Consider the following 25876-nt stretch of genomic DNA (forward strand, 5'->3'; position numbering starts at 1 on the left):
GTTGAAGGAGGGTGCGTCACCGCCGATGGTTCCTTACGTAGGTCGTCGCATAATCGTAGCCCGCTTTGCGGGCCGCAAACGGTATCATCCGCTCCAGCACGTGCAGCAACGTTCCGTCGATGGGCAGCGGCTCCGCCGGATAATCGTCCCAAGTCAGATTGAGATCGAAGAGCGGCCGGAGTGCTTCCGGACGAGCCCAGAACATCGTGCCTATCGGGAAGTCGAAGTGGTTCGTTAGATCGATGCCCATTCGTGCCGCGAGGGCCTCGGCAATCTCCCGGTTCTCGGTCCAGTCGCAAAGATTCGGGTCCTCGGGAAACACAAGGCCAAGCCGCGGATCTGCCTCGAAAGCGGCGGCGATCTCGTCCAGCATGGCAAAATCGCCGCCAATCAAATGTTCCCAGAGGAAGGTGCGCCACACATCACCCAGCGACCCATCGGCATGTGGGCTGCGCTTGCCATGGACATGGCCGATTATGTCGTAGGCGAAAAGCTGCTCGCGCGAAAAGGCATTGAGCAGGGGCCCGATATCACGCCCCTTGTTTGGAACGACCATGACCGTTCCCCTCATGCCGAACTCTTCCAGCGAGCGCTGGAGTTGCAGACGGCGCTCCTCGCTGCTGGTCGTGAGGAAGAGGTCACAGGGCACCCGGTTCCGGGAGAGCCGCCCGAGGAATTCCGGCAGGAGTTCCGGGTAGTGGAAATGCCCGTGCATCGCGACCCTGAGATGGCTGGGTGCTGATGGCGGGTTCGCCTGTGGTGTGATTGTCTGATGAAGCCAGCGACCCCTGGGAGAGCCGGAGCGCAGATAATGCGCCAGCGGATCTTCGCCTGTCGTCTCGTCATAGGCGGCGTTGTCTTCCGCGTAGATCAACGGATGAAAGCCCTCGAGTGGACGACGTACGAAGTAGCCGGAATAGGGCTCGCCGCGGGGAACCGCATGACGGGAGGCCTGCAAATAGTGCCAAAGAGCCTCATCGCTACCGATCTGCGCGGTGTCGCCCGGCTGGTAGAGTGTCGCATTGAACACGCTGGCAGCTCCGATCGTTTCAAAATCGATCTGCGTCTGCCGCCACACATGCAGCGATGCCTGCCCGAGATTGTCGATAGCATCGACATAGCCCTGCATATCGAAGGTACGATCGCCGATCTCCCGTACGGCCTGTGAGAGCGTCCGGCGCAGATCCGGGTCACTGGCCAGCTCCACGATGCGTTCGGCAAGGGTTCCCGCATCCAGATAGGGCACGACCAGCTTGCGTGTATCCTCGGACTTCAGCAGAAGCTCTGCCATTCCGCCGGCATTTTCAAAACACAGTACCGGAATGCCATGCAGGGCGCCGTCGATGGAAACGTTGGGCAGCGGATCGAGCCGCGAGGACAGCACCATGATGTCGGTGCGCGCGTAGAGCGGCTCAAGGTCGCTGAAGGCCCCGAGAAAGCGGAATCGGCCGGCGAGGCCGCTGCGCTCCACCTGCGCCTCCAGTAGATCGACATAGGATTGGTCGAAGGTGAAGGCCTCACCGGCCCAGGCGAATTCGATCGACAGGTCTGGCCTGCGGCGAACGACTTCGGCCGCCGCCGACAAGAATACATCAACTCCCTTGCGGGGCGTGATGGTGCCCATACCCGCCACAAGCAGGGTTCCATCGCGCGGCGGCAAGGCATCGATGTCGCCATGCTCGGGCAGGCCCGGTTTTTTCAGTATGCGCGGATCTGCGACGGGAAATCCCGTTTCCGCACTCTTGGCTTGAGGGGGCACTTCGGAGTGCCCCTGCGGCAGGATGGTGTAGCGGCGGGGTATCAGGTGGCGATGATCGGTGAGCGCAGAGTCCGCTACGATTTGTGCCGGAAAGACCACCTGTGACGCCAGTTTGAAAAGGCCGTAGAGAATCCCGAGTGGACGGTGGCAGTTGGAGAATTCGTGAACCAGGGCAATAACGGGCACGCCGTTCTCTTCGAAGGCGGGCACGAGACTGCGGCTCTCGACACTGTTGGCGATTACATAGATCGGATTGTAATTGCTGATCAGTTCTCGCGCCAACTCCTCGAACTCAGCCTCATGCGCCACGAGATCGATGGGCATGGTGACAACGGCGTTTGCCGCCGTCTCGAAAGCTTCCGTAAGAGCGCCCGGCCGCTGGAGAAAGACAACGACATTGTATTTTTGACGGAGCGAGCGGACTATATTCCATGCAAGAATGGGAGCCCCGGTACGAGAGGCTTCATGTACCAGAATGACTACTGTAGGTAGACGTGGGTCTATCGTTCCGACGGGATAGTTCAGTCGCCGCGCAGCCGGGAAGGGGGAACGCCCTTCATCCCGGCCATGACAGATATAATGAACTAAACAGCGTTCTACGATGTCGGGGTAGCGGCGCCTGTAGAAAGTCGGGTCGAACTGTCGCGATGGCGCAAGTCCGCGAGCTTCGCCTAGCTTCACATAATGAGCGATCGGTGACATGCCCATTTGGGCAGCTTCCGCGGTTCCAGAATAAGAGATATCATCAAAGAATTGATGATTCTCTATCAGTGCAATGTCGTTCTCAGATTGAGAATCAAATGAACTTATTTCGCTGAATTCAAGAGATATTTCTTGATCGGTGCGAATCAGAATGATGTCTGGTTCATCTGTAGATTCGTATAATTCATTACTATTGTCAGCCTGTGTGCTGAAATTCGCATCGTTCTCTTGATCGGCTTCCAGTTCTTCTGCCGGTATGCGGATGTAGGTTTCGCTCTGGATTGGAATAAATTCTTGTTCGCCGTATGTTGGAGCGTGCTCGCCTGCAGGCAACGCGGCGGCAAGAGTGCTCCTTCTTTCCCATTCGAGTTGGAAACGGACAGGTTCGCGTCTCAGAAGTGACTTCCGGAAACGGCGAATGCCGCGGCGAGAGAGTACGGGCTTGAAAAACAGTGCCGTATGCAATCCCAAGCGCTGTATGCCTTGGCGTAGGGGGTGCCACGGTTTGAAATAAGCGCGGCATAGTTGGCTGGCCAGCCAATCGCTCGCGGATTTCATGGCTATCAGTTGCCGCTGCACCTCATGATGAGCTTCCAATGATGCCGCCAGTTGCCGCTCGATAGCCGCGATGTGCTGGAGTGAGGCTTGGTGCTCGTTTTGCCGGCTAGTGATCGACACCGCCAGTTGCTGCTCGACAGCCGTGATGTGCTGGAGAGAGGTCTGGTGCTCGTTTTCCCGGCTAGCGATCGACGCCGCCAGTCGCTGCTCGATAGCCGAAACATGCTGAAATGACGTCTGGCGCTCGGTTTCCCGGGACTTGATCGATGCCGCCAGTTTTTGCTCGATAATTGCAATATACTGAAGGGAAGTTTGCCGCTCGGTTTCCCGGGACCTGATCGATGCCGCCAGCTTCTGCTCGATATCTGCAATATACTGGAAGGTAGTCTGGCGATCATTTTCCCGGGTCTTGGTTGATGTCGCCAGCTTCTCCTCGATATCTGAAATATACCGGAGAGAGGCTTGGTGCTCGTTTTCCCTGGTCTCGTTCGATGTCGTTAGTTGCTGGATTTCAGCCTGCGACTCAACGAGTTGCTGCTGCAGGGCCTGAATGCAATTGACCTTCATATCTCCGAACCCGAGGTGGACGGCGACCGTGTCGTAAAGGCTGGAAAGCGGACGCTCGCTGGCTCCCGAGACCGTTGCTTGGATACGTCCTTCCAATTGCGTGTAGCGCCGTATGTCGTCAGCCGTCACCTGCCAACCCAGCGACCTGGTGAAATCTTGGAACAGCGACATTTTGCTGAGGCTGACGCCTTCGGCAGGCTTGGCGCAGCTGACCAGGGTGTCGAGGCTGTCGTAAATGCCGCGGTAGGCGATGAAGCCGATCTCGACCGGCTCATTCAGCCGCCATTCCTGATCGAAGAAGTGCGGTGTTCCCTTGCCGTCCAGGACCATGTTCCGCGGAATGGCATCCACCAGATGGCCGGGGACAATCGCAGCTGGGGGTGGAGCGGGCTGGGCGGGCATGGGCGTGAGAGCCAGCACGGAGTCCAGCCAGCGCCGGGCCCAGCCTCTCCACTCCTCCAGCGTCCATCCTGCCCTCGCCCACAGTGATATGAGTTCGGCGTGCCAGGTGCGCTCGGGCAGGAACGGTTCGTCGGCCAAATGAAGCGAGATCAATTCTGAGGGGTTGGCGCCCGGCTCGTGATTCAGCCGGCTGCGGCACACACGAACGGTCCCGTCCTGCCATTCAAAGCGAACCTCTTTCGAAAACTCCGGCCGTCGCGAGGTGCCATAGTGAACACCCAGGACGTCGTGATCCGGCAACGCCTCGTCGGAGCTCAACACGAGAAACGAATTGGCGAGATCGCCAAGCAGGCCGTTGCGGAAGACGGGGCCCCAGGCGCGCTCCAGTGAAAATGCGAGCGGACCCGTGATCTGTGGATCGGTGCGCACCGCTTCAGCGAGCAGTGCCGACAAGTCGACCTCATGTCGCAATGCCTGATCCGACAGCACCGAAACGGGCAACTTGTAGTCCGGCAATGGAAACCACCATTGCTGACGCGGCAGGCCGCCATCGGCGAGACGTCGCGAGAGCTCCGCTCGCCCGAACGTCACCACCGTGTCCCCGCGATAGAGATCCTCAACGCCGAACATGGACTTGCTGGTGTGATCTTCCGCGCAGCCCGCGAAATATTTCAAACCAAGCTGGTTCTCGATGGCGACAATGAGGATGCCGCCAGGACGCAAGAAGCTGCGAGCGCGCGCGATGAGGGCGGCCACAGGATCGCTATCGTCGGTCTTGAAGAATATGCGCGCATATTCCAGCACGCCGATCAGCGTCACTACATCAAATTTCGGACCCGACGGGAGGGCAGCAAAGTCGTCCGCTACCACAGTGACGTTGGATAGATCGGCGCAGCGTGTGGCCGCGATGGCCGCCCGCCGCCCGCTCCCCTCGATGGCGAGGATCTGACCGCCATTTTCGCCGAGAAACCGAGTGACGGCCCCGGTTCCCGCTCCGATTTCGAGAATCGATCCTTTCAGCAAATGCCGAATCGGGCGCATTAAATTGGCGCGCCGAGAGTTGAAATGATAGTTCGTTGGCCAGTCTGTAATTGACTTTTGTAGTTCTATCGACGACGAGGAGCGATCAGAGCTTTCTTTGATAATGGAATAAATTCTATCTTCTACTTCATCGCCATCGGAATAGGAGAATAGGCTTGCGTCTGGTCGATGCCAAAGATTGCTAACGGGATCGAAATCATAAGAAGTTATTAGATAGTCGCGAACATGATTCATATTCATTTGTGATGGTGGCGTTCAACGTTGCAGTGTAAAATGGTGTTTTGATATTTCTAGTGGAATAAGGCGACTTGTGTCCAGAAGGTCGCCGGGAGTCATAAGCTGCGGCCGTGATACCCGGTCGGTCACTATGCCGCAATCAGACGAAGGCCTGCTGACAGCCCCGCCGTAGACGTCTGTCGGAACGATATCGACGTTGCGGTCGAGAAGCAGGGGGCGGCATTTTTGAACAGACGTTCCCTTCAGGACAGGGTTGTCCAGCATCTGTTTGGGGGGGCTTTGGCTGACCGTGCTCCTCCTCGGACGCTGTCGTCCGCCCCATGGAGTGGCCGGGATGCCGTGTTCGTCTGCGACTGTCGCTGATGCAGCGATTGCAGGGCCGACGCAAACGCGGTGGACCGGCTGCCTCCGCCCGGATCATCTTGTCGAGCGCGATCTCCGACGCCGGGCTCGGCGGCGGCTTAGCGCGTGGGCTCATCTCCGGATCTTCCGCGCCAGAATCGCCACGCGCCGGCTGTCGCCCGGCAAGGCAACGTTTCGACGGCGCCGGCCACCTCCGGCGACAGCAGGAATTGCTCACGCGATCCGCATGCGCGGCCGCTCGTCTGAAGCTGGTCTGCCTGGCCGCCTATGCGGATGGGAGCACTGTCGTGACGATCGACCGATCCAGCGTCTCGTAATCGAAATAGCGGATGGTGTCGTAGAGCTCGGCTCGGGTCTGCATGCGCGCGATCAGCGCCTTCGGCGTGCCGGCGCGGCGGATCTCGGCGAAGAGTTCCTCCTGCGCCTTGGCGGCCACGCGCAGCGAGGAGACCGGCCAGATCACCATGCGGTAGCCGAGTTCCTGGAACTCCGCCGCGGTCAGTGCCGGGGTGCGGCCGAACTCGGTCATGTTGGCGAGCAGCTTCACGCCGGGCAGACGCTGGGCGACGTCGCGGAACATGTCGACCGAGGTCAGGGCTTCCGGAAAGATCGCGTCGGCGCCGGCTTCCAGATAAAGCTTGGCGCGCGCCACCGTTCCCTCGATGCCTTCGCTGGCGGCGGCATCCGTGCGCGCGACGATGACGAGATCGCGGCGCGCCTTGCGGGCGGCATTGACCTTCGCGGCCATATCCTGGGGCGAGGCGAGATGCTTGTCGTTCAGGTGGCCGCACTTCTTGGGCAGGATCTGGTCCTCGATCTGCACCGCGCCCGCGCCGGCGTCCTCGAAGCTGCGGACCATGTGCATGACGTTGAGCGCTTCGCCGTAGCCGGTGTCGCCGTCGACCAGGATCGGCAGGCTCGATGCGCGGGCGATCTGGCGGATGTGGAACGCCATGTCGTCGACGGTGAGGATGCCGAGGTCCGGCAGGCCCATCGCGGCGCTGACCGCCGCGCCCGACAGGTAGAGGGCCTCGAAGCCGGCATCGCGGGCCTGGATGGCGGCCAGCCCGTTATGGGCGCCCGGCATCTGCAGGATTGCGTCGCGCTCGATCAGGGAGCGGAAGCGCGCGCCGGCCGAGGCTGCGGGAAGATCGGCGCTGAGAAGATAGGTCACGGCGTTGGTCCTTGTAGATGTGCGGTTGAACCGAAGCAGCCTCAGCCGCCCTCGCTGTCCGAGACGGCGCGAATGCGCCGGCCGAACCGGGGAGCCAGCACGGGTACCAGCAGCGTCAGGGCGGCGAGCAGCCAGAACAGGATGGCGACCGGCGAGGAGAACAGGGCCATGAGGTCGCCGTCCGAGATCGACAGGGCGCGCCGGATGTTGTCTTCCAGAAGGCGCGCCAGCACGAAGGCGATGAGCATCGGAATGAGCGGGATGCCCATCTTGCGCATCGCATAGGCCGCGATGCCGATGCCGGTGGTGAGCAGCAGTTCGAACATGGAATTGGTGGCGGCGTAGACGCCTGCGAAGGAGAGGCCCAGCACGCCGGGGAACAGGATCCAGTTCGGCACCAGCAGCAGGCGGGCGAAAAGGCCGACCAGCGGCAGGTTCAGCACCAGCAGCATCACGTTGCCGATATACATCGAGGCGATCAGGCCCCAGGCAATCTCCGGCCGCTGCGTGAACAGGAGCGGGCCCGGCGTGATCGAGTACATCAGCAGCGCGCCGAGCATGACGGCCGTGGTGCCGGAGCCGGGAATGCCGAGCGCCAGCATCGGTACCATGGAGGCGGTCTGCGCCGCATTGTCGGCGGTCTCGGGCGCCGCGAGGCCCCGCATGTCGCCCTTGCCGAACGTGTTGTTGCGGTTCGAGACGCGCTTCTCCGCCGTATAGGCGAGCGCCGACGCCACCGCCGCGCCCGTGCCTGGCAGAACGCCGAGGAAGAAACCGATGCCGGTGGCGCGAAACATCGCCGGCAGGCAGCTCACCAACTCGCTGAGTTTCAACCGTTCGCCGGAGCCGAGATTCGTCACCGCGCCCGAACGCATGCCCTCGGCGACGACGAGGATCTCGCTCACGGCGAACAGGCCGATCGTCAGCGTGGTGAAGTCGATGCCGCCCAGCATCTCCAGCGAACCGAAGGTGAAACGCTCCACGCCCGAGCCGCCGTCGATGCCGATCATCGCGCCGAGCAGGCCGAGGCAGATCGCCGCCCAGGTCTTGGCGGTGCGTCCCTGTCCCATGGTCGAGAGCAGGGCAAAGGCCAGCACCATCAGCGACACGTATTCCGCGGGCCCGAACGCCACAGCGAGACGGGCGATCGGCACGGCGAGGAAGGTGAGGAGCAGGACGGTGAGCGTGCCGCCGACGAAGCTGCCGATGCCGCTCAGCGCGAGGGCCGCCGCTCCGCGGCCCTGTCGGGCGAGCGGATAGCCGTCCAGCGTCGTCATGACGAGGCCGGGGTCGCCGGGAATGTTCAGCAGGATCGACGAAATGCGCCCGCCATAGCCCGAGCCGTAATAGATGCCGGCCAGCAGGATCAGCGCGCTCTCGGGCGGCAGCTTCAGCGAAAAGCACAGCGGCAGCAGCAGCACGATGGCGTTGATCGGGCCGATGCCCGGCAGCGCGCCGATCGCCGTGCCGAGGGCGGCGCCGGCAAGAGCCAGTGAAAGGTTGAACGGGGTGAAGGCGACGCTGAAGCCGAAGGCCAGCGAGGATGCGGCGTCCATATCAGATACCCAACGGTCCGCGCGGCAGGGGCAGACCGAGCATGACGTCGATCAGCAGCAGGAAGGTTACCGAAAGCGCGACCGAGGCGATGGCGGTGCCGATTGTAGGGCCCCGGAAGGCCTTGCCGCACGCAAAGCACAGAAGGGCCGTCGCCAGGACGAAGCCGATGAATTCCAGCGCGAGCGGATAGAAAAAGCTCGCGCCGGCGACCACGGCCACCCGGCCGTAGTCGCCCACTTCCCACGCGATCTCGTCGGGCCGCAGGAGGATGGATGCACCGGCGATCGCCAGCAGCGCCCCGACCACCATCGGGAAGGCCTTCGGACCGACGGGGTCGGCGGCGAAGGGAACGTCGAGCGACCAGGCATGCCAGATCGCGCCGATGCCGATGAGGAGAAAGAGAGAGCCGGTGATCCGGTCGCCCAACAGCCCAGCCTTCATGACCCGACCTCAGTTACCGGTGGTCTTCAGGCCGACTTCGGCGGCGAGCTTGCGGAAGGCGTCGGTGCGCTGTTTGGCGAACGCATCGAAGTCCGCGCCGACCATGTCGTATTCGAACAGGCCCTGGTCCGTGCGCACCTTCTGCCACTTGGGATCGGCATTGAGCTTCTTCAGCGCATCGACCCAGTAGGCGTACTGCTCGTCGGTGATCTTCGGCGGGGCATAGAAGCCGCGCACGATCGGCCACTGGACGTCGTAGCCCTGCTCCTTGGCGGTTGGCACATTGGCGAAGACGCCCGGCAGGCGATCTTCGGAGAAGGTCGCGAGCACGCGGATCTCGCCGGCTTCGAGCTGGCCCTGCACTTCGGAAGCATCGCCCGGCACCGCCTGGATGGTGCCGCCGAGCAGCGCCGCCAGCGCCTCGCCGCCGCCTTCATAGGACAGGTAGCGCATCTTGCGCGGATCGACGCCCGCGGCCTTGGCGACGAGGGCGGGCTTCATCCAGTCCTGGCTGCCGACCGTGCCGCCGGCACCGATCGTCACCGAACCCGGATCCTTCTTCAGCGCGTCGACGAAATCCTGCAGCGTCTTGTAGGGGCTGTCCTTGCGTACGGCCAGCACGCCGTAATCCGCGCCGATGGCGCCGAGCCAGCGCACGTCGTTCTCGTTGAAGCGGCCGAACTTGCCCTGGGCGAGATTGACCCAGGAGCCGGTCGAAACGGCGATGATGACGTTGGGATCGTCGACTCGGCGGGCCTGGATGTTGTTGTAGGCGACGGCGCCGATGCCGCCGGGCATGTTGGTGGTGCGGATCGTCGGCTTGACGATGCCGAGCTCGTTGAGCTGCTGGGAGGTGATGCGGCAGGTAAGGTCAAAGCCGCCGCCCGGCGCGGCCGGGGCGATGCATTCGGGGTTGGCGGGCTCGAAATTCTGGGCCGACGCCACGCCGCCGAGGGCGAGGCCGGCCGTGACGGCCAGAAGCAGGCGTATCATCTGGTTATCCTCCCAAGTTTTCGTTATTGTCGACACATTGCAGAGAATTGTCGCGATCGCAAGCCGATGTCGACCAATTTATAAGGAGGTGAGCTTGAGCGCGCCCATCAATGTGTCGACACAAATCGCCTATCCAGAGGGTGCTCGGCGCTCGAACCAGTCCGACGCGCTTTTCGACATGCTCACCTCGGCGATCATGGCGGGGCGCATCCGGCCGGGAGAGAAGCTGAATGAGCCGGCGCTTGCCGACGAGTTCGGCGTCAGCCGCGCACCGGTTCGCGAGGCGTTGAGACGCCTTCAGGAGAAGGGACTCGTCACGCATGTCGCCCATCAGGGCGTGCGGGTCATCTCGCCGACGCTGGAGGATTTCCTGTCGCTGCTCGATGTGCGTGAAGCCCTGGAGGGCATGGCCTGCCGGCTGGCCGCGACGGCGATGACCGATGTCGAGTTCGAGAAGCTCGCTGCCATCGTCGAGCGGCATGGCGAGGGGCTGCATTCCGATCCGGAGGGCCCTTACGTCCAGAACGATTTCGACAACGACTTCCATGTGCGCATCGCGATGGGCTGCCGGAATCCGGTGCTTACCGGGCTGCTGTGCGAGCAGTTCTATCCCCGGCTGAAACTCTGCCGCTCGCGACACGGGCTGCTGAAGGGGCGCGGTCTCGCCGCGTGGAAGGAACACCGCCGCATCCTTGCCGCGCTCGTCGAGCGGGATGGTGATGTTGCGGAAATCCTCATGCGACGGCACATCCGGGCGGCGCGGGAAGCCCTGCTCGCAACGGGGCCGTCGTAAGCGGTTGTCCGCGTTCTCGGAGGGCCGTTCGGCGCCGCGCCGTTCGAACCGTACTCGGGCCAACGGCGTTGGCGGCGCTCCGACCAGAGATCATGTTCCGGGCCTGCCCCTGCGCCTGTCGGCAACGCCGTTCCCCGGTTGCGGATGTCCCCGCGCTTGGAACGTCGACGAGGCACGAATTCCATTGCCTGCCATAAAATAGACATCTAACATGTCAGGTGTCGGGTACTAATGGAATTTGGCTATGAAGACATATCGCGGAGACAGGACCATCGACGGCGTGCTGGTGACGGTGGACGGCGTTCCGCTGCCGGAGCGCACGGACATCAGGGAAATAAGCCGGGACGGCTTCGAGTGGAGCTATGAGGGGATCGCTCCCGCGCAACTCGCCCTGGCCATGCTCGCCGATCATTTCGGTGCCGCCGAGCCGGCCTTGACGAACCATGAGCGCTTCATGCGCGATGTGGTCGCCAATTTCGGCAATGAGTGGGAGTTCACCAGCGCCGATATCGACGCCGCTCTCACCGCCCGCGCGGCCTGAGTGCTGCCATGGTGCCGCCCACGACAGACGTCATCGACACGCCCGCCGGCGCCATCGAGTGCCTGCGGGTCGCCAGCGGCGCGGACCCCGCGCGCGGCAGCTTCATACTATTGCACGGCATACAGGGCACGGCGGCGAGTTGGAGCGCGGTCGCGGCGCGGCTCGGCGGCGAACGGGTGATCCTCATGCCGAACCTGCGCGGGCGCGGGCGTTCGCTCAGCCCGCCGTCGCCCGAGGCCTACACGCTCGCTCACTTCGCGGCGGACCTCCATGCCGTGATCGAGGCGGCACCGGCTCCGGTGACGCTGGTCGGGTGGAGCATGGGGGTGCTGGTGGCGCTGAGCTATCTCTCCCGGCACGACCCCGCCCGGCTCGACGGTCTGGTCCTGGCGAGCGGCACCGCCTGTGCGGGGACCGAGGCGTTGTGGTTCCATTCCGATAGCCATGAAGGCCTCGCCGAAGAAGCACGGCTGCGGGCCGAGCGGCTGGCGCTTTCCGCCTATGCCACGCCGGTGGCGGTGGCCGGCGCATGGCAGAGCGTCCGCAATGCCGATCTGAGCGCCGCGCTGGCCGGCATCGTCCTGCCCACTCTGGTGTTGCATGGCGCGGAGGACGACCAGTGCCCGCTTGCGCATGGCCGGCGGATCGCCGAGGGCATTGCCGGCGCGCGGCTCGACGTGTGGCCGGGCGCCGGGCATAATCTGATGGCGCAGGATCCGGAGCGTTTCGCGCAGGCCCTGCTGCGCCTTTATGCCGCCGCGCGGGGTGATATGCTGGCCGCGACTCAGTGATATCTCAGGCTTCGATATCTCCAGACTTCGCCTTCCACCGTCCCTTCCCGGCCGGTTTTCTCCGGAGTTCCCCATGCCGCCAGCAGGTACCAAGCGCGCCGCCACGGACACCCGCAAGACCGGCACGTCGCGCAGCCGGCGCAATGAGGAGCGGTTCGAGACCGAGGATCTCACGCTCACCGATCGCGCCTATCGCCAGCTGGAGGAGCTGATCTCGACCCTGCAGCTGCCGCCGGGCACGGTGCTCTCCGAGCTGACGCTGGCGCAGCGCCTCAATATCGGCCGCACGCCGATCCGCGAGGCGTTGCAGCGCCTGGCGCGCGACGGGCTGGTGGTGGTGCTGCCCCGACGCGGCGTGCTGGTTTCCGAGATCAATCTGCGCACCCAGCTCCGCCTGCTGGAGACCCGGCGGGTGCTGGAGCGTCTGATGGCCGAGCTCGCGGCCGAGCGGGCCAGCGACGAGGAACGCGAGCAGTTCGCCCAGATCGCCGACGGCATGCGCGCGGCGGCCGAGCGGGCGGACGGCATCGAGTTCATGCGGCTCGACCGCGCGCTGAACACGCTGGTGTCCGAGGCGGCGCGCAACGAGTTCGCCAGCCGCTCCATGGGGCTGATGCACGCCCTGTCCCGCCGCTTCTGGTACCAGCATTACAAGCGCGTGGCGGACCTGCCGCTGGCGGCGCATCTGCACGCCGAGCTTGCCGCCGCCATTGCGGCGCGCGACAGCGCAAAGGCGGGCGAGGCTTCCGACAAGCTGATCGATTATATCGAATCCTTCGCCCGCAAGACGCTGGACGACTGACAGGACGCTGGACGACCGACGCGAAAGGCCGGCTCCGCATGTGGGCGCCGGCCTTCGCATTCTGCCTCACGCATGCTCCAGCTCGACCTCGCCGGCGATGACGCGCATCACCGCGCGGTCGGCCTGCGCCTGCGCCAGCGTGCCCTCGAAGATCATCTCGCCGCGCTCCACCACATAGAGCCGGTCGACGTAATCGGGCAGATGGTGGACGTTGGACTCCGCCATCAGCACCGCCTCGCCCATGGCGCGGATCGACGCGATGCCTTCGGATATGACCGGGATGATCGCTGGCGACAGCCCCTCGAACGGCTCGTCGAGCAGAAGCAGGCTCGGGTCCAGCGCCAGCGCCCGGGCGACCGACACCATCTTGCGCTCGCCGCCGGAGAGCTGCTGGCCGCCGCGCGCCAGATATTGCCGCAGCTTGGGAAAGACTTTCAGCGAGCGCTCGATCCGTTCCTCTTCCGAGAGCGGGGAGGGGCGCGTCCAGGTCGGCAGCGCGATGTTGTCCGCCACGGTGAGGTCGCCATAGACGTCGGATTCCTCCGGCGAATAGCCAATGCCGAGCTGTGCGATCTTGTAGGTCGGCAGGCCGACGAGGTTCTGCCCCTTGAAGCTGATCGAGCCCGCGACCGGCTGGCGGTGCCCCATGATGGTGCGGAAGGTCGTGGTCTTGCCGGCGCCGTTGCGGCCGATCAGGCAGACCAGCTCACCCGGCTCCACCGTGAGGTCGAGCCCATTGAGGATGCGGCTGCCGGCAATGTCGACCTTGAGGCCGGAAATCTTCAGCATGCCGCGCTCCTCTGGCTGGCCGTCTCGGACGAGGTGTTGAGATTGGCGGCCTTGGGCCGCAGCTGCGGAGGCCGGGTGCCGACCACCGCCGCGATCAGCGCCGGATCCTTGAAGAACACCTCCGGCTTCTCATCCGCCAGCACGCGCCCGGCCTGCAGCGCGACGATGCGGTCGGAGTAGCGCGCGACGAGATCCATGTCGTGCTCGACCTGGATGATGCCGCGCACGCCCGCCTTCCGGCACGCATCGATCAGCAGTTCCATGATGGAATGCTTGTCGCCGGTGGAGACGCCCGAGGTCGGCTCGTCGATCAGGATCAGCTCGGGCTTGAGCGCGAAGGCGCTGGCGACGTCGAGCAGCTTCTTCTCGCCCTGCGAGAGGGCGCGGGCGGGCTGGTCGAGCCGGTGGCGCAGGTTGAAGATCTCCGCCACTTCCTCCACCGCATCGGCGATTTCGCGGTCGCGGACGAGGCTGCGCAGCGGGTTGCCGGTGCGCTTGAGCCGCGAGGAGGCCGCGACCCCCAACGTCTCGCGCACGGTGAGCTCGGGGAAGACGTTCACCAGCTGGAAGCCGCGGGCCATGCCGCGCCGCGCCAGCTCCACCGGGCCGATGCCGCCGATGTCCGTGCCGCGAAACGCGACCCGGCCGGAGGTGGGCCGGAGCAGGCCGGTGAGCACGTTCACCAGCGTGCTCTTCCCCGCGCCGTTGGGGCCGACGATGGAGATGAACTCGCCGTCGGCGACCGAGAGGGAAACATCGGTCAAGGCGTGGAAGTCGCCGTAGCTTTTGCAGACCGTGCGGGCCTCGAGAAGTGTCGTCATAGCTCAGCTCCCGCGCTTGAAGCGAGTGAACAGGCCGCCGGCGATGCCGGAAAGGCCGCCGGGGAAGAACACCACCAGCAGGATCAGCACCGCACCCATGACGAACCGCCAGTACTGCGTCACCGACATCACCATGTCCTGCAGCAGCACGAAGGCGAGGGAGCCCACCACCGGGCCGATGAAGGCGCCGGAACCGCCGAGGACCGCCATAAAGACGAGGTTGCCGGACTGGGTCCAGTACACGATCTCCGGGTCGGCGAGGCCGATGGTGATCGCGAGGATCGCGCCGCCGATGCCGCCATAGACGCCGGAGATGACATAGGCGGACAGACGCATGCGGGTGACCTCGACGCCGAGATAGGACGCCTTCTGCGCGTTCTCCCGGATCGCCTGCAGATGCAGGCCGAATGGCGAGCGCACGATGCGCCACATCAGCAGGCCGAGAGCGGTGAGCAGACCGAGGGCATAGTAGTAGAACGGCCCGGTGAGGAAGGCGGTCTTGCCGCCCTCGAACTCCATGCCGAACAGCAGCGGGCGCAGCACCCGCATGCCCTGGTCGCCGCCGGTGATGCCGTAGAACTTGTACAGCACCGAGTGGAACAGCATGCCGAAGGCCAGCGTCAGCATGCCGAAGAAGATGCGGGTGTAGCGTACGCACAGGAAGCCGACCGGCACCGCGATGATCACCGAGGCGGCGATCGACACCAGCAGGATCAGTTCGAACGACAGGATGCCGAGCTTCGAGGTCATCACCGCCGCGCTGTAGGCGCCGATGCTGAGGAACATGGCATGGCCGAAGGACAGCAGCCCGGTATAGCCGAACAGCAGGTTGAACCCGAGCAGGGCGATGGCGAGCGCGAAGAACGGCACCATGAGGGTGAGCGTGTAGGTGGAGGCGAAGAACGGCAGGGCCGCCATCGCCGCCACGATCACCAGGAAGGCCCACAGGCCGGAAGCGCGGGACGCTTCGGCGGCCGGTCGCGCGAGGGCGGTGCTTTCGACGATATGGGGAGCGCTCATGCCATCGCCTTTCCGAACAGGCCGGCCGGGCGCAGGATGAGCACCGCGATGACGACCACGTAGATCGAGAGGATTTCAGCTTCCGGCAGCACCATGATCGCCACCGCGCGGATGAGGCCGACGATGAGCGCGCCGGCCATCGCTCCGCGCATCGAGCCCAGCCCGCCGATCACCACCACGGCGAAGGCTTCCACCACCAGTTCCACCGACATTTCCAGCGAGGCGGCGGAGGCCGGCACCACCAGCGCGCCGCCCACCGTGCCGAGCATGCAGCCGACGGTGAACACCGCGGCGAAGACGCGGTTGGAGTTCACGCCGAGCCCCTCGGACATCTCGCGGTTCTCGGCGGTGGCGCGGATGATGCGCCCGGTGCGCGTGCGCTGCAGGAACAGGCCTAGCCCGGCGGCGATGGCGATGCTCGCGGCGATGACCAGCAGGTTGTAGGTCGGCACGCGGACACCGGCGAATTCCGCGGTGCCGTAGGCGAGATAGGCGTTGTCGAGGGTCAGCGGCGTCGGCCCCCAGAGGAAGCGCATCACGTCCTGGAAGACCAGCAGCAGGCCGAAGGTCAGCAGCAGCTGGTGGCTCTCGTCACGCCGGTAGACCGTGCGCAGCAGCCGCTCCACCGGCAGGCCGATGAGGCCGATGGCGAGCCCCGCCGCGAGCAGCACCGGCAGCACCACGACACTCGGCAGCCCCATCGCCGCGGCGCCCGCCACGGCGGTGATGCCGAAATAGGCGCCGAGCGCATAGAAGGAGCCGCAGGCCAGATTGACGATCTTCTGGACGCCGAACACCAGCTGGAGCCCGGCAGCCACGAGGAAGACCACGGCGGCGTGGAACACGCCACCGAGGATCATGTCGACATACATGCTCATGGTGCGCCCTCAGACCGGCAGCTTCGCGGTCTTCAGCCATTCCCAGAAATCCATGCCCGGCGGCTTCTGGAGCTGGTCGGCAGTGTAGGCGTTCACGGTGCGCAGGGTTGGGAAGTCGTAGGCGTTATCGTTGGTCGACAGGCCCTGGTAGAACACCTGCTCGGCGATCTTGTCGGCGCGGAAGCGCCCCGGCCCGCCAAGGCTCTGCACTTCCTGCCTGGGGATCGCGTCGATGATCTCGTCGAGCTTGGGCCAGCGCCCGGTGGCCTTGGCGGCGGCCTCGGTGCCGGCCTTGTAGGCGGCCAGCGCGAAATAGGCCCGGTCGGCCTCCCAGTGCGGCGCCTGCTGGTAGCGCTCCATGTAGTCCTCGACGAAGGCCTTCTGGAGCGGCGAGGCGTCGGGCAGCGCGAAGTAGAGCGTGTTGTGCCCGAAGACGATGTTCTCCGGCATGAAGCTCTTCTTGAGCTGGTTGAGCTGCCAGCCGGCGGCCGGCAGGGCGAGGTTCACGCCTTCGAACAGGCCGGCGGCGCTGCCCTGCTTCATGAACACCGGCAGGTCGGCGAACAGCATGGAGGAGAAGATGAAGTCGGGCTTGGCCGCCTTCAGCGCCGCGATGTGGGAGGTGAGGTCCATGGTGCCGACCTTGGGCCACTGCTCGGCCACCACCTCGTATTGCACCCCGGCGCGGGTGAGGATCTGCCGGAACGCCTCCCAGTTGTTGCGCCCGTAGGAGTAGTCGGGATTGATGCCGGCGACGCGCTTGATCTTGTTGCCGAAATACTTGACCGACAGCAGCGAGGACATGACCGCCTCGCACTCATTGTCGGTGGAGCGGAACACGTAGCGCGCGTCGGGCATCGCCTCCTTCACACCGTCCTGCGTGGTGCCGTCCCACATGATGAGCAGCGCCTGCTCCTCCTCGGCGACGGGCGCGACGCCCATCGACACGCCGGTGGAGATCAGTCCCTGCACGCAGTCGACCTTCTCCTGCAGCACCAGGCGGCGGAAGCGCTCGATGGTGTCCTTGGGCGAGGTCTCCTCCTCGAAGACCAGCTCGACGGGACGCCCGGCGATGCCGCCGTCCTTGTTCATGCGGTCGGCCGCCCATTGCACGGCGCGGATGCCGCATTCGCCGACCGTTCCCATGGCGCCGGAGCGCGGAGCGAGAATGCCGATGCGGACAGGTTTCGACTGGGCGATGGCCGGCGCGAAGACGCCCGGCATGGACGCGGACAGACCGGCAGCACCGATCCCCCGCAGCACTGAGCGGCGGTTGAGATTCATCGTGATTTCCTCCCCTGCGGGTCTGACGCCCGTCCTAGGTCTGACATATCATAAATATGCAAAATGAATGTCTGCAACAGATAATTTTGACTTAGATCAATTTGTGATGAGGGTGCGACAGGGGAGAGGTCGGCGGAAACCCGCTCCAGGTCTCATTTGTCGCTCCGGACGCGCCGCCTCCGGGAGCGTGAATGCGGCCCACCGACGGCACGGTGATATATCTATGGAATATTTTATGTTCGGCAGACTTTACGCGTTGCCTGCCTCATGTGCAGGATGAGGGATCGCAGCAACCGGGAGCCTGTCATGATCGCCGTCATCTTCGAAGTCTGGCCTGCCGAGGGCGAACGCCAGCATTATCTCGACATCGCTGCCGCGCTGCGCGCCGATCTCCTCGAAATCGACGGCTTCATCTCCGTGGAGCGCTTCCAGAGCCTGGCCGAGCCGGAGAAGATGCTCTCGCTTTCCTTCTGGCGCGACGAGGAGGCGGTCCGCCGCTGGCGCAACCGCCCCGATCACCGCGCGGCGCAGGCGAAGGGCCGCAGCGGCGTGTTCCGCGACTACCGGCTGCGTATCGCCGAGGTGTCGCGCGACTACACGCTGACCGACCGGACGCAGGCGCCCGGCGACAGCCGGCAGGCGCACCGTCCGGCCGACCTCGCCATCTGAACGGCGTCAGAACATGATGACGCTTCGTATGGCGTCGCCGCGCCGGAGGGCGTCGAAGCCGTCATTGACCTCATCGAGGGAGATGCGGGCGGTGATGAGTTCGTCGAGCTTGAGCCGCCCGTCGAGATAGGCCCGCGCCAGCAGGGGAAAATCCCGGCGCGGGCGGGCCCCGCCATAGGAGGAGCGGCGGATCCGCTTTTCGCCCATCAGCGAGCCCCAGCGGAACGCGACATCCTTGTCCACGTCGATCTTGCCGAGCCAGACGATCTCGCCGCCCGGACGCACCGCCTCGGCGCTCACCCGGAAGGCGGCGGGGTTGCCGGCGGATTCCAGCACGACGTCGGCGCCGCGCCCGCCGGTCGCCTTGCGCGCCACCTCCGTCGGCTCCTCATGCGCCGCGTTCACCAGCCGGGTCGCGCCCATGGCGCCGGCGAGCGCGAGCTTGGCCTCGTTCAGGTCCACGGCAATGATCTCCTGCGCCCCGGCGAGCCGCGCGCCCTGCACGGCGGACAAGCCCACGGCACCGCAACCCAGCACCATCACCGTGTCGCCATGCCGGATCGCGGCGACGTTCATCGCCGCGCCGGCCCCGGTCATCACCCCGCAGCCGATGAGACACGCTCGGTCGAAGGGGATGTCGCGCGGCACCGGGATCGCCTGCTGGTCCGGCACGATGCAATAGTCGCCGAAGGCGCCGAGGAACATCAGCTGGCGCAGCTCGCGTCCGTCGGCGAGCCGGGCGCGCGGGCTGCCATCGAACGCCAGCGCCTTCACTCCCTGTTCCAGATAGTCCTCGCACAGGATCGGCAGCGAGCGGTCGCAGTAGAAGCAGCCGCCGCAATGCGGGTTCCAGGAGAGCACCACATGGTCGCCCGGCGCCACACCGCGGGCCTGCGGGCCGACCTCCTCGACGATGCCCGCCGCCTCGTGGCCGAGCACGATCGGCATCGGGTAGCGCAGCCCGCCCTCGATCACCTCGAGGTCGGTATGGCAGAGCCCCGCCGCCTTGATCTTCACGCGCACGTCGTGCGGGCGCAGGGGCTCGGCGACGACTCTCTCGATGACAAGCGGCCGGCCGGCCTCATGCAGCACGGCGGCTCGATAGTTCAGGCTCATTCTGGATCCCCGGCCTCTCGGGTCCCGCGGGACCTGCCCGGGAACGCCTTGTCCTGACGGCTGTTGCGGCGACCTCGATCAAGCCGCTTGCCAACTAATGTAACACTGATATGTTAGATGCATTCTTGTCATAGGGCAACAGGCGCCACGCGCCGCCCCGAAGGAACGACCGCCCAAGGAGGACGACATGGAACTTCCCGTCAGCCCGATGACCGATCGCCAGCGGAAATACCGCGCGACCTACCGCGAGCGGGTTGCCGGCTGGTACAATGGCTGGCTGCACATCGCGGTGATCTACACGATCGGCTTCACCGCCCTTTACGTGTACGTCTCCAACATCCACGACGTGGCGTGGTGGGAATGGCTCACCGTCCCCGTGGTGTTCCTGTTCTGCAATTTCTTCGAATGGGCGTTGCACCGCTACGTGATGCACCGGCCCTCGCGCATCCCGCTGCTGCGCGCGGTCTACAACCGCCACACGCTGATGCATCACCAGTTCTTCACCGAGGAGGAGATGCGCTTCGCCGGCCACCACGACTGGCGCGTCACCTTTTTCCCGCCCTATGCGCTGGTGACGTTCACGCTCATGTCGATCCCCGGCGCCGTGGTGCTGTCCTGGCTGATCTCGCCCAATGTCGGCTGGCTGTTCATCGCCACCACGACCTCGGTGTACCTGCTCTACGAGTTCATGCACTTCACCACGCATATCGACGAGAACTGGTTCGTGCGGAACGTGCCGTTCATCAACACCAACCGGCGCCACCACGCCGCGCACCACAACCAGTCGATCATGATGGAGAGGAACATGAACCTCACCTTCCCGATCATGGACTGGCTGTTCGGTACCTCCGACCTTGATCGCGGCCTGATCGGCCATCTCTTCAACGGCTACGACACCCGCTACATCAAGCAGAACATGCGCAAGACCTCGCGCACGCCCCGACCCGCCGACGCCGATGCCGCCGCCGGCTCCATGACCCGGCAGCCTGCCGAATAACAGGCTGCCTTCCCTTCCGCTTCAAGGAGATCGTCATGGCTGCACTCGAGCCGAACGTCGTCGCGCTTGCCTGGTTCGCCCTGTTCTCGACGCTGTGCTGCGTCGGCTTCCTCATCCTGTCGGGCTCGTTCCCGCTCAACGCCCTGCGCGAGCGGGGGCAGGCCTCAAGCCCCGTCCTCGCGCTGGTCAACGGCGCGCTGATGCTGGCGCTGGGCGGGCTCACGCTCGCCTTCGGCCTGGTCGAGCTGCAGCTCACCAGCGTGATCGTGGTGGCGGGCCTCGCCTTCCTGTTCGCTCCGGCCTCCTTCGAGATCTGGCCGGAGCGCTGGAAGGACGGGCGCACCGTGCTTGCCATCATGGCGCTGGCCCAGATCGGCGCGCTCGCCGCGCTCTACCGCATCGGGGGCGACGCGTTCGCCCCGCTCGTCTAGGTCGGATCGGGGAGAGACCGCGCCATGAAGCCCAGCGCCGCCACCCCGTCCGCAACGCCCCTTCAGCCCAACGGAGCCGACCATGCCCACCATTGTCAAACTCACCATCTCGCTGATCGTGGTCCTTGTCGCGGCTGCGGGCTATGCCCTGCAGGCGCATCTCGGGCAGGTCGGCCCGAAATACGCGGTCATCTTTCTGGGAGCCTTCATGGTGATCGCCATGTGGCTGTTCCCGGAGGTCAATCGTAAGGAAATACGCGGTTCCGCCGCCAAGTCGTGACGCGGGGCGTGCGTGCCGGCTGGCTACCCGGTGGTGATCATGGCACCGCGTGCTCGTTCCCGGGCCGGGAGGCCGGCGGCAGGTCGAGCCGCAGCAGCATGGCGATCTGGAGGCTTTCCGCTATGCGGGCGGCCTTGGCCTGAAGTGCGTGGGCGACTTCGGGTGCCATCCGCTCATTCGTGGTCTGTGCCCAGAGCGCGAGCCAGCGGTCGAACAGTTCCGGAGTGATGCGGTCGCGATGCTTCATGTGGGCCGGCACCGGCCGGCCCTTGTAGCGACCGCTTGCCAGCATCACCGAAGACCAGAACGCCGCGAGCTTTTCGAGGTGCTCCGGCCAATCATGAATGGCATCGTTGAAGATGGGGCCCAGCGCGGCATCGGCGCGGATGCGCGCATAGAAGGCGTCGACGAGTTCACGCAAGCTGCTTTCGTCGAGTTCCCGTTGAGCCATCGTCAGCCCTCCAGAGCATTCATGTCACGAGCGTCCATATGGCCTGAAAAACATGTAAACAAAATGCATCATTTAAGGGCGCGTCCATGCGCCTCACCTGCGTGTCTGCCCGGAATGAGGTTTCCGAACGGGTGCGGGCCATCCGTTTCGCGCAATCACCGGTGGACTCGACGCTTGATCCGGCTTCAGTGGCGGCCGCCCGTTTGCCGCTGCGCGGGACAGCAAGTCAGGCACAAACCACGGCGGCATCAGTCCTGCGGCGGCTCGTGCAGTGACGCCTCCTGCTGCTGGCGCAGCGCGGCGGTTGAGCGGCGGACCACCTCCGACATCTGCATAAGCTGTGGGGCGAGCGGGCTGGTCTTGCGCCAGACCATGCCGATGGTCCGTGCCGGCTGCGGGTCCCGGAAGCGCACGACCGAGACGGACGCCGAGCGGGTTTCGACCGCCACCGCCATTTCCGGTATGAGCGTCACGCCGATGCCGGCATCGACCATCTGCACCAGCGTGGACAGCGAGCTGGCGTCGAGGACGTCGCGCGGGGGCGTCGCCCGCATGTCGACGTTGCAGAACGACAGGGCCTGGTCGCGGAAGCAGTGCCCTTCCTCCAGAAGCAGCAGCCGCATCTCGCGAACGGCGTCAGGGCCGGGAACCGGCTTGCCTTCGTCCTCGCCCGGCCGGACCAGAACGAAATTCTCGGTGAACAGGGGCACTTCCGTCAGGGCCGGCTCGGACACCGGCAGGGCGACGATGGCCGTGTCGAGCCGGCCTTCCTCCAGCTCCTGTATGAGCCTTGGCGTCTGGGTCTCGCGCACGTGGATGTCCAGCCCCCGATGCAGGCGGCTGAGATTGCCGAGCAGGGTCGGCAGCAGATAGGGCGCGACCGTCGGGATCACGCCGATGCGCAGGCGTCCCACCAGCCGGTCGCGCGAGGCGCGGGCCAGATCCCCCAGTTCGTCGACCGAGCGCAGGATGTCGCGGATGCGGGGAGCGAACTCCTCGCCGAACCCGGTCAGCCGGATCTGGCGCGGGCCGCGTTCGAACAGCTCGATGCCGACTTCCTCCTCCAGCTCCTTGATCTGCATCGACAGGGCCGGCTGGGAGATACCACAGGCCTCCGCGGCCCGCCGGAAATGGCCGTGCCGGGCCAGCGCGTCGAAATAGCGGAGCTGCTTGAAAGTTATGTTCTTCATAAGAACAACTTATCACGACGATCAATAAATCGGAATTAATCTAATGAAGCATTTTTGATATGAGCCTTTGCGATGATCGGCAGCACCGAAGCCGGAACCGTCTCGGCCGCGCACATACCGACCCCGCGGGCAGCCCACGCCCCTGCAAGGCATGTTCCCGGCAGACGGCCGGCTCGACGGGCTGACCAGATAACGAACACGGACTCGATCGGAGAAAAGCATGAGCGCGACGACTGAGGGGAGCACCGGGAAATGCCCGGTCGCACATGGCACCAGCGGCACCCAGAACCGCGACTGGTGGCCGAACCAGCTCCGTGTCGATCTGTTGAGCCAGCACTCGTCCAAGTCCGATCCGCTGGATCAGGCGTTCGACTACCGCAAGGAGTTCAAGAAGCTCGACTACGAGGCGCTCAAGAGCGACCTGCGCAAGCTGATGACGGATTCGCAGGAGTGGTGGCCGGCCGATTTCGGCAATTACGGTCCGCAGTTCGTCCGCATGGCCTGGCATAGCGCCGGCACCTATCGCCTGAGCGACGGGCGCGGCGGCGGCGGTCGCGGCCAGCAGCGCTTCGCCCCGCTCAACTCCTGGCCGGACAATGTGAACATCGACAAGTCGCGCCGCCTGCTGTGGCCGATCAAGCAGAAATACGGCCAGAAGATCTCCTGGGCCGATCTGCTGATCCTGACCGGCAACGTCGCGCTGGAGACCATGGGCTTCCGCACCTTCGGCTTCGCCGCCGGCCGCGAGGACACCTGGGAGCCGGACCTCGACGTGAACTGGGGTTCGGAGACCGCCTGGCTGACCCATCGCGGCCTCGACAAGTTCGACGCGCCGCTCAGCGCCACCGAGATGGGCCTGATCTACGTGAACCCGGAAGGCCCGAACGCCAACGGCGATCCTCTTTCCGCCGCGGCCTTCATCCGCGAGACCTTCGCCCGTATGGCGATGAACGACGAGGAGACCGTCGCGCTGATCGGCGGCGGCCACACCTTCGGCAAGACCCATGGCGCCGCGCCCGAATCCCATAAGGGGCCGGACCCGGAAGCCGCCGGGCTGGAGGCTCAGGGCCTGGGCTGGGCGAGCAATTTCGGCTCCGGCTCCGGCGCCGATGCCATCGGCAGCGGCATCGAGGTCACCTGGACGCAGACGCCGGCGCAGTGGAGCAATTTCTTCTTCGAGAACCTGTTCAAGTACGAATGGGTGCAGACCCGCAGTCCCGGCGGGGCGATCCAGTGGGAGGCGAAGGACGCCGAGGCGATCATCCCCGACGCCCATGATCCGTCGAAGAAGCGCAAGCCGACCATGCTCACTACCGACCTGTCGCTGCGTGTCGATCCGATCTACGAGAAGATCTCGCGTCGTTTCCTCGAGAACCCGCAGGCTTTCGCCGAGGCCTTCGCCCGCGCCTGGTTCAAGCTGACTCATCGCGATGTCGGCCCCCGCGCGCGCTACCTCGGCCCGGAAGTGCCGAAGGAAGTGCTGATCTGGCAGGATCCGGTGCCGGCCGCCACCCATCCGCTGATCGATGACGCGGACGTCGCCGAGCTCAAGGCGAAGGTGCTGGCCTCCGGCCTCACCGTGTCCGAGCTGGTCGGCACGGCGTGGGCGTCGGCGTCCACCTTCCGTGGCGGCGACAAGCGCGGTGGCGCCAATGGCGCACGCGTCCGCCTCGCGCCCCAGAAGGACTGGGAGGTGAACCAGCCCGAGCAACTCGCCAAGGTGCTCAAGGTGCTGGAAGGGATTCAGGCGGAGTTCAACCTCAGTGCTACTGGTGGCAAGCGGGTAGCGCTGGCCGACCTGATCGTGCTGGCCGGCAATGCCGGCGTCGAGCAGGCGGCGAAGGCCGGCGGCCATGACGTGGCGGTGCCGTTCACGCCCGGCCGCACCGATGCCTCGCAGGACGAGACGGACATCCACGCCTTCGCGGTGATGGAGCCCCTGGCCGATGGCTTCCGCAACTACCAGAAGCCCTCGCTGAAGGTTCCGGCCGAGGTGGCGCTGATCGACAAGGCGCAGCTTCTCACCCTCACGGCGCCGGAGATGACGGTGCTGGTCGGCGGTCTGCGCGCGATCAACATCAACTCCGACGGCTCCGCGCATGGCGTGCTCACCAGCCGTTCCGGCGCGCTGACCAACGAGGTCTTCGTCAACCTGCTGGACATGGGCACGCAGTGGAAGGCGACCGACGAGTCCAAGAACCTCTACGAGGCACGCGACCGCAAGACCGGCGAGGTCAAGTGGACGGGCACCCGCGTCGACCTCGTGTTCGGCTCGAACTCGGTGCTGCGCGCGCTGGCTGAGGTCTATGCGAGCTCAGACGCGCAGAAGAAGTTCGTCGACGACTTCGTGGCGGCCTGGACCAAGGTGATGAACCTCGACCGCTTCGACCTGGCCTGAGCCTGCCGGGCTCCCGGCCGTCGCCCCGAACGGGGCGCCGGCAGCGGCCCGTGTCGGTCAGATCTCCCGGCGGTCGTCCGGGAAGGGTATCAGCCGCAGCGGTCCGCGCCGCTGCGGCTTTTTCTTATCGCCTGCGTCCGCTGCCTTCTTTCTGGCGCCAGAGCAGGACGCCGGCGCCCACGCACATCGCGGCGAGCGCGAACCAGGTCAGCGCATAGACGAGGTGGTTGTTGGTGAAGCGCACCACCGTCAGCCCGCCGACCGGAAAGCCGCCGGGAACCGGGGCCGCATCGGCATCGACGAAATAGGGCGCGACCACGACCCGCTTCTCCAATCCGCGTACCCGCGCGATGGCGGCGACGTCGCGCGAGTACCAGCGATCGGCGGCGGGATCGTTGCTGCGCAGGAAGCCGCCTTCCGGCTCGGAAAGACGCAGCAATCCGGTCAGGATGGTATTCTCGTCCGTCTGCCCTTGCGGGCGGTTCTCCGGTGCCCGGCGGTCAGGTGGCACGAAGCCGCGATTGACGAGCACGATGAAGCCGCTGCGCGTCACGAAGGGCGTGAGCACCCAGTACCCGCCGCCCAGCGTGGTGACGGCCTGCACCAGCGTTTCGCGGTCGTTGAGGAAGTGGCCGGCGAGGGAAACCGCGCGGTATTCGTCTTCCGGCGAGACGGCGTCGGGCTCCGGTGCTTCGACCGGCTCCGCATGGATGCGCGCCTCGACGCGGGCGATGAGGTCGAGCTTCCAGAACAGCCGCTTCACCTGCCAGACGCCGAGACCGGCGAACAGCACGGCAAGACCGGCGCAGAGGACGAGGAGGAGCATCCTCG

The 25876-nt window shown here is 65.2% G+C and carries 23 protein-coding genes; 9 read left to right on the forward strand and 14 right to left on the reverse strand.

Features of this window, described 5'->3' with window-relative positions:
* Window positions 1-16: 16 nt before the first annotated feature.
* The 5 genes from FO470_RS14760 to FO470_RS14780 form a co-directional block, all read right to left on the reverse strand.
* Window positions 17-5263 carry a rhamnan synthesis F family protein gene (locus FO470_RS14760; RefSeq protein ID WP_186291978.1) on the reverse strand — a complete coding sequence of 1749 codons (5247 nt, stop codon included), beginning with the start codon at window positions 5261-5263 and terminating at the stop codon, window positions 17-19.
* A gap of 631 nt (window positions 5264-5894) precedes the next feature.
* Complete coding sequence (gene prpB, locus FO470_RS14765) at window positions 5895-6803, reverse strand: methylisocitrate lyase (RefSeq protein ID WP_144343752.1); 909 nt, start codon at window positions 6801-6803, stop codon at window positions 5895-5897.
* A 41-nt stretch (window positions 6804-6844) separates the two neighbouring features.
* On the reverse strand, window positions 6845-8359 hold the full coding sequence (locus tag FO470_RS14770; protein WP_144343753.1) for a tripartite tricarboxylate transporter permease: 1515 nt from the start codon (window positions 8357-8359) through the stop codon (window positions 6845-6847).
* Between the two features lies 1 nt (window position 8360).
* Window positions 8361-8801: a tripartite tricarboxylate transporter TctB family protein gene (locus FO470_RS14775; protein WP_144343754.1), complete on the reverse strand. Its 441-nt coding sequence runs from the start codon at window positions 8799-8801 to the stop codon at window positions 8361-8363.
* 9 nt (window positions 8802-8810) lie between these two features.
* Window positions 8811-9794 carry a Bug family tripartite tricarboxylate transporter substrate binding protein gene (locus FO470_RS14780; RefSeq protein WP_144343755.1) on the reverse strand — a complete coding sequence of 328 codons (984 nt, stop codon included), beginning with the start codon at window positions 9792-9794 and terminating at the stop codon, window positions 8811-8813.
* A 94-nt stretch (window positions 9795-9888) separates the two neighbouring features.
* Here FO470_RS14780 and FO470_RS14785 point away from each other — a divergent pair, with 94 nt between their 5' ends.
* From FO470_RS14785 to FO470_RS14800, 4 genes are all read left to right on the forward strand, one after another.
* Entirely contained in the window at window positions 9889-10587 is a 699-nt protein-coding gene (locus FO470_RS14785; RefSeq protein WP_244616458.1) for a GntR family transcriptional regulator, read from the forward strand.
* A gap of 244 nt (window positions 10588-10831) precedes the next feature.
* Window positions 10832-11128 carry a DUF6166 domain-containing protein gene (locus FO470_RS14790; RefSeq protein WP_144343756.1) on the forward strand — a complete coding sequence of 99 codons (297 nt, stop codon included), beginning with the start codon at window positions 10832-10834 and terminating at the stop codon, window positions 11126-11128.
* 8 nt (window positions 11129-11136) lie between these two features.
* Window positions 11137-11919: an alpha/beta fold hydrolase gene (locus FO470_RS14795; RefSeq protein WP_144343757.1), complete on the forward strand. Its 783-nt coding sequence runs from the start codon at window positions 11137-11139 to the stop codon at window positions 11917-11919.
* A gap of 73 nt (window positions 11920-11992) precedes the next feature.
* Entirely contained in the window at window positions 11993-12721 is a 729-nt protein-coding gene (locus FO470_RS14800; protein WP_144343758.1) for a GntR family transcriptional regulator, read from the forward strand.
* A 66-nt stretch (window positions 12722-12787) separates the two neighbouring features.
* Here FO470_RS14800 and FO470_RS14805 read toward each other — a convergent pair whose 3' ends face one another.
* Genes FO470_RS14805 through FO470_RS14825 form a run of 5 tightly spaced genes read right to left on the reverse strand, consistent with a single transcriptional unit; the run spans window position 12788 to window position 17513 of the window.
* Complete coding sequence (locus FO470_RS14805) at window positions 12788-13510, reverse strand: ABC transporter ATP-binding protein (RefSeq protein WP_144343759.1); 723 nt, start codon at window positions 13508-13510, stop codon at window positions 12788-12790.
* Window positions 13504-14331 (reverse strand): ABC transporter ATP-binding protein, encoded by an 828-nt coding sequence (locus FO470_RS14810; RefSeq protein WP_144343760.1) that lies wholly within the window; start codon window positions 14329-14331, stop codon window positions 13504-13506. Before FO470_RS14810 ends, FO470_RS14805 begins: the two co-directional genes overlap by 7 nt.
* Before the next feature lie 3 nt (window positions 14332-14334).
* Window positions 14335-15351 (reverse strand): branched-chain amino acid ABC transporter permease, encoded by a 1017-nt coding sequence (locus tag FO470_RS14815; protein WP_144343761.1) that lies wholly within the window; start codon window positions 15349-15351, stop codon window positions 14335-14337.
* Window positions 15348-16229: a branched-chain amino acid ABC transporter permease gene (locus FO470_RS14820; protein ID WP_144343762.1), complete on the reverse strand. Its 882-nt coding sequence runs from the start codon at window positions 16227-16229 to the stop codon at window positions 15348-15350. The genes FO470_RS14815 and FO470_RS14820 overlap by 4 nt, the downstream gene beginning before the upstream one ends.
* Before the next feature lie 9 nt (window positions 16230-16238).
* The gene (locus tag FO470_RS14825) at window positions 16239-17513 is read right to left on the reverse strand and encodes an ABC transporter substrate-binding protein (RefSeq protein WP_144343763.1); all 1275 of its coding nucleotides are present in this window, start codon (window positions 17511-17513) and stop codon (window positions 16239-16241) included.
* Window positions 17514-17819: 306 nt separating this feature from the next.
* Here FO470_RS14825 and FO470_RS14830 point away from each other — a divergent pair, with 306 nt between their 5' ends.
* Window positions 17820-18182 (forward strand): antibiotic biosynthesis monooxygenase family protein, encoded by a 363-nt coding sequence (locus FO470_RS14830; protein WP_144343764.1) that lies wholly within the window; start codon window positions 17820-17822, stop codon window positions 18180-18182.
* A gap of 6 nt (window positions 18183-18188) precedes the next feature.
* On the opposite strand, the gene FO470_RS14835 is transcribed toward FO470_RS14830, so the two are convergent.
* On the reverse strand, window positions 18189-19298 hold the full coding sequence (locus FO470_RS14835) for a Zn-dependent alcohol dehydrogenase (RefSeq protein ID WP_144343765.1): 1110 nt from the start codon (window positions 19296-19298) through the stop codon (window positions 18189-18191).
* Window positions 19299-19485: 187 nt separating this feature from the next.
* Here FO470_RS14835 and FO470_RS14840 point away from each other — a divergent pair, with 187 nt between their 5' ends.
* The 3 genes from FO470_RS14840 to FO470_RS14850 all read left to right on the forward strand — a co-directional run bounded on the left by FO470_RS14840 (window position 19486) and on the right by FO470_RS14850 (window position 21006).
* On the forward strand, window positions 19486-20295 hold the full coding sequence (locus tag FO470_RS14840; protein ID WP_144343766.1) for a sterol desaturase family protein: 810 nt from the start codon (window positions 19486-19488) through the stop codon (window positions 20293-20295).
* Between the two features lie 35 nt (window positions 20296-20330).
* Window positions 20331-20726, forward strand: coding sequence for a hypothetical protein (locus FO470_RS14845; RefSeq protein ID WP_144343767.1), 396 nt, complete (start codon window positions 20331-20333; stop codon window positions 20724-20726).
* A gap of 82 nt (window positions 20727-20808) precedes the next feature.
* Window positions 20809-21006: a hypothetical protein gene (locus tag FO470_RS14850; protein WP_144343768.1), complete on the forward strand. Its 198-nt coding sequence runs from the start codon at window positions 20809-20811 to the stop codon at window positions 21004-21006.
* Between the two features lie 37 nt (window positions 21007-21043).
* Here the strand turns inward: FO470_RS14850 and FO470_RS14855 are convergent, their stop codons facing one another.
* Window positions 21044-21457, reverse strand: a complete 414-nt coding sequence (locus tag FO470_RS14855) for a group III truncated hemoglobin (protein ID WP_144343769.1) — start codon at window positions 21455-21457, stop codon at window positions 21044-21046.
* 248 nt (window positions 21458-21705) lie between these two features.
* Window positions 21706-22647, reverse strand: coding sequence for a hydrogen peroxide-inducible genes activator (locus FO470_RS14860; protein ID WP_144343770.1), 942 nt, complete (start codon window positions 22645-22647; stop codon window positions 21706-21708).
* Window positions 22648-22867: 220 nt separating this feature from the next.
* Here FO470_RS14860 and katG point away from each other — a divergent pair, with 220 nt between their 5' ends.
* The gene (gene katG, locus FO470_RS14865; RefSeq protein ID WP_144343771.1) at window positions 22868-25045 is read left to right on the forward strand and encodes a catalase/peroxidase HPI; all 2178 of its coding nucleotides are present in this window, start codon (window positions 22868-22870) and stop codon (window positions 25043-25045) included.
* Between the two features lie 124 nt (window positions 25046-25169).
* Here the strand turns inward: katG and FO470_RS14870 are convergent, their stop codons facing one another.
* Complete coding sequence (locus tag FO470_RS14870) at window positions 25170-25871, reverse strand: SURF1 family protein (protein WP_144343772.1); 702 nt, start codon at window positions 25869-25871, stop codon at window positions 25170-25172.
* Window positions 25872-25876: the final 5 nt, after the last annotated feature.

This window comes from Ancylobacter moscoviensis (assembly GCF_007559435.1).
Lineage (GTDB): Bacteria > Pseudomonadota > Alphaproteobacteria > Rhizobiales > Xanthobacteraceae > Ancylobacter > Ancylobacter moscoviensis.

What these genes read in the sequence shown, in the direction of transcription:
- FO470_RS14760 (WP_186291978.1), bottom strand. Translation starts at nt 5,263, where the DNA reads ATGAATCATGTTCGCGACTATCTAATAACTTCTTATGATTTCGATCCC.
- FO470_RS14770 (WP_144343753.1), bottom strand. Translation starts at nt 8,359, where the DNA reads ATGGACGCCGCATCCTCGCTGGCCTTCGGCTTCAGCGTCGCCTTCACC.
- FO470_RS14775 (WP_144343754.1), bottom strand. Translation starts at nt 8,801, where the DNA reads ATGAAGGCTGGGCTGTTGGGCGACCGGATCACCGGCTCTCTCTTTCTC.
- FO470_RS14780 (WP_144343755.1), bottom strand. Translation starts at nt 9,794, where the DNA reads ATGATACGCCTGCTTCTGGCCGTCACGGCCGGCCTCGCCCTCGGCGGC.
- FO470_RS14790 (WP_144343756.1), top strand. Translation starts at nt 10,832, where the DNA reads ATGAAGACATATCGCGGAGACAGGACCATCGACGGCGTGCTGGTGACG.
- FO470_RS14795 (WP_144343757.1), top strand. Translation starts at nt 11,137, where the DNA reads ATGGTGCCGCCCACGACAGACGTCATCGACACGCCCGCCGGCGCCATC.
- FO470_RS14800 (WP_144343758.1), top strand. Translation starts at nt 11,993, where the DNA reads ATGCCGCCAGCAGGTACCAAGCGCGCCGCCACGGACACCCGCAAGACC.
- FO470_RS14805 (WP_144343759.1), bottom strand. Translation starts at nt 13,510, where the DNA reads ATGCTGAAGATTTCCGGCCTCAAGGTCGACATTGCCGGCAGCCGCATC.
- FO470_RS14810 (WP_144343760.1), bottom strand. Translation starts at nt 14,331, where the DNA reads ATGACGACACTTCTCGAGGCCCGCACGGTCTGCAAAAGCTACGGCGAC.
- FO470_RS14815 (WP_144343761.1), bottom strand. Translation starts at nt 15,351, where the DNA reads ATGAGCGCTCCCCATATCGTCGAAAGCACCGCCCTCGCGCGACCGGCC.
- FO470_RS14820 (WP_144343762.1), bottom strand. Translation starts at nt 16,229, where the DNA reads ATGAGCATGTATGTCGACATGATCCTCGGTGGCGTGTTCCACGCCGCC.
- FO470_RS14825 (WP_144343763.1), bottom strand. Translation starts at nt 17,513, where the DNA reads ATGAATCTCAACCGCCGCTCAGTGCTGCGGGGGATCGGTGCTGCCGGT.
- FO470_RS14830 (WP_144343764.1), top strand. Translation starts at nt 17,820, where the DNA reads ATGATCGCCGTCATCTTCGAAGTCTGGCCTGCCGAGGGCGAACGCCAG.
- FO470_RS14835 (WP_144343765.1), bottom strand. Translation starts at nt 19,298, where the DNA reads ATGAGCCTGAACTATCGAGCCGCCGTGCTGCATGAGGCCGGCCGGCCG.
- FO470_RS14840 (WP_144343766.1), top strand. Translation starts at nt 19,486, where the DNA reads ATGGAACTTCCCGTCAGCCCGATGACCGATCGCCAGCGGAAATACCGC.
- FO470_RS14845 (WP_144343767.1), top strand. Translation starts at nt 20,331, where the DNA reads ATGGCTGCACTCGAGCCGAACGTCGTCGCGCTTGCCTGGTTCGCCCTG.
- FO470_RS14850 (WP_144343768.1), top strand. Translation starts at nt 20,809, where the DNA reads ATGCCCACCATTGTCAAACTCACCATCTCGCTGATCGTGGTCCTTGTC.
- FO470_RS14855 (WP_144343769.1), bottom strand. Translation starts at nt 21,457, where the DNA reads ATGGCTCAACGGGAACTCGACGAAAGCAGCTTGCGTGAACTCGTCGAC.
- FO470_RS14860 (WP_144343770.1), bottom strand. Translation starts at nt 22,647, where the DNA reads ATGAAGAACATAACTTTCAAGCAGCTCCGCTATTTCGACGCGCTGGCC.
- katG (WP_144343771.1), top strand. Translation starts at nt 22,868, where the DNA reads ATGAGCGCGACGACTGAGGGGAGCACCGGGAAATGCCCGGTCGCACAT.
- FO470_RS14870 (WP_144343772.1), bottom strand. Translation starts at nt 25,871, where the DNA reads ATGCTCCTCCTCGTCCTCTGCGCCGGTCTTGCCGTGCTGTTCGCCGGT.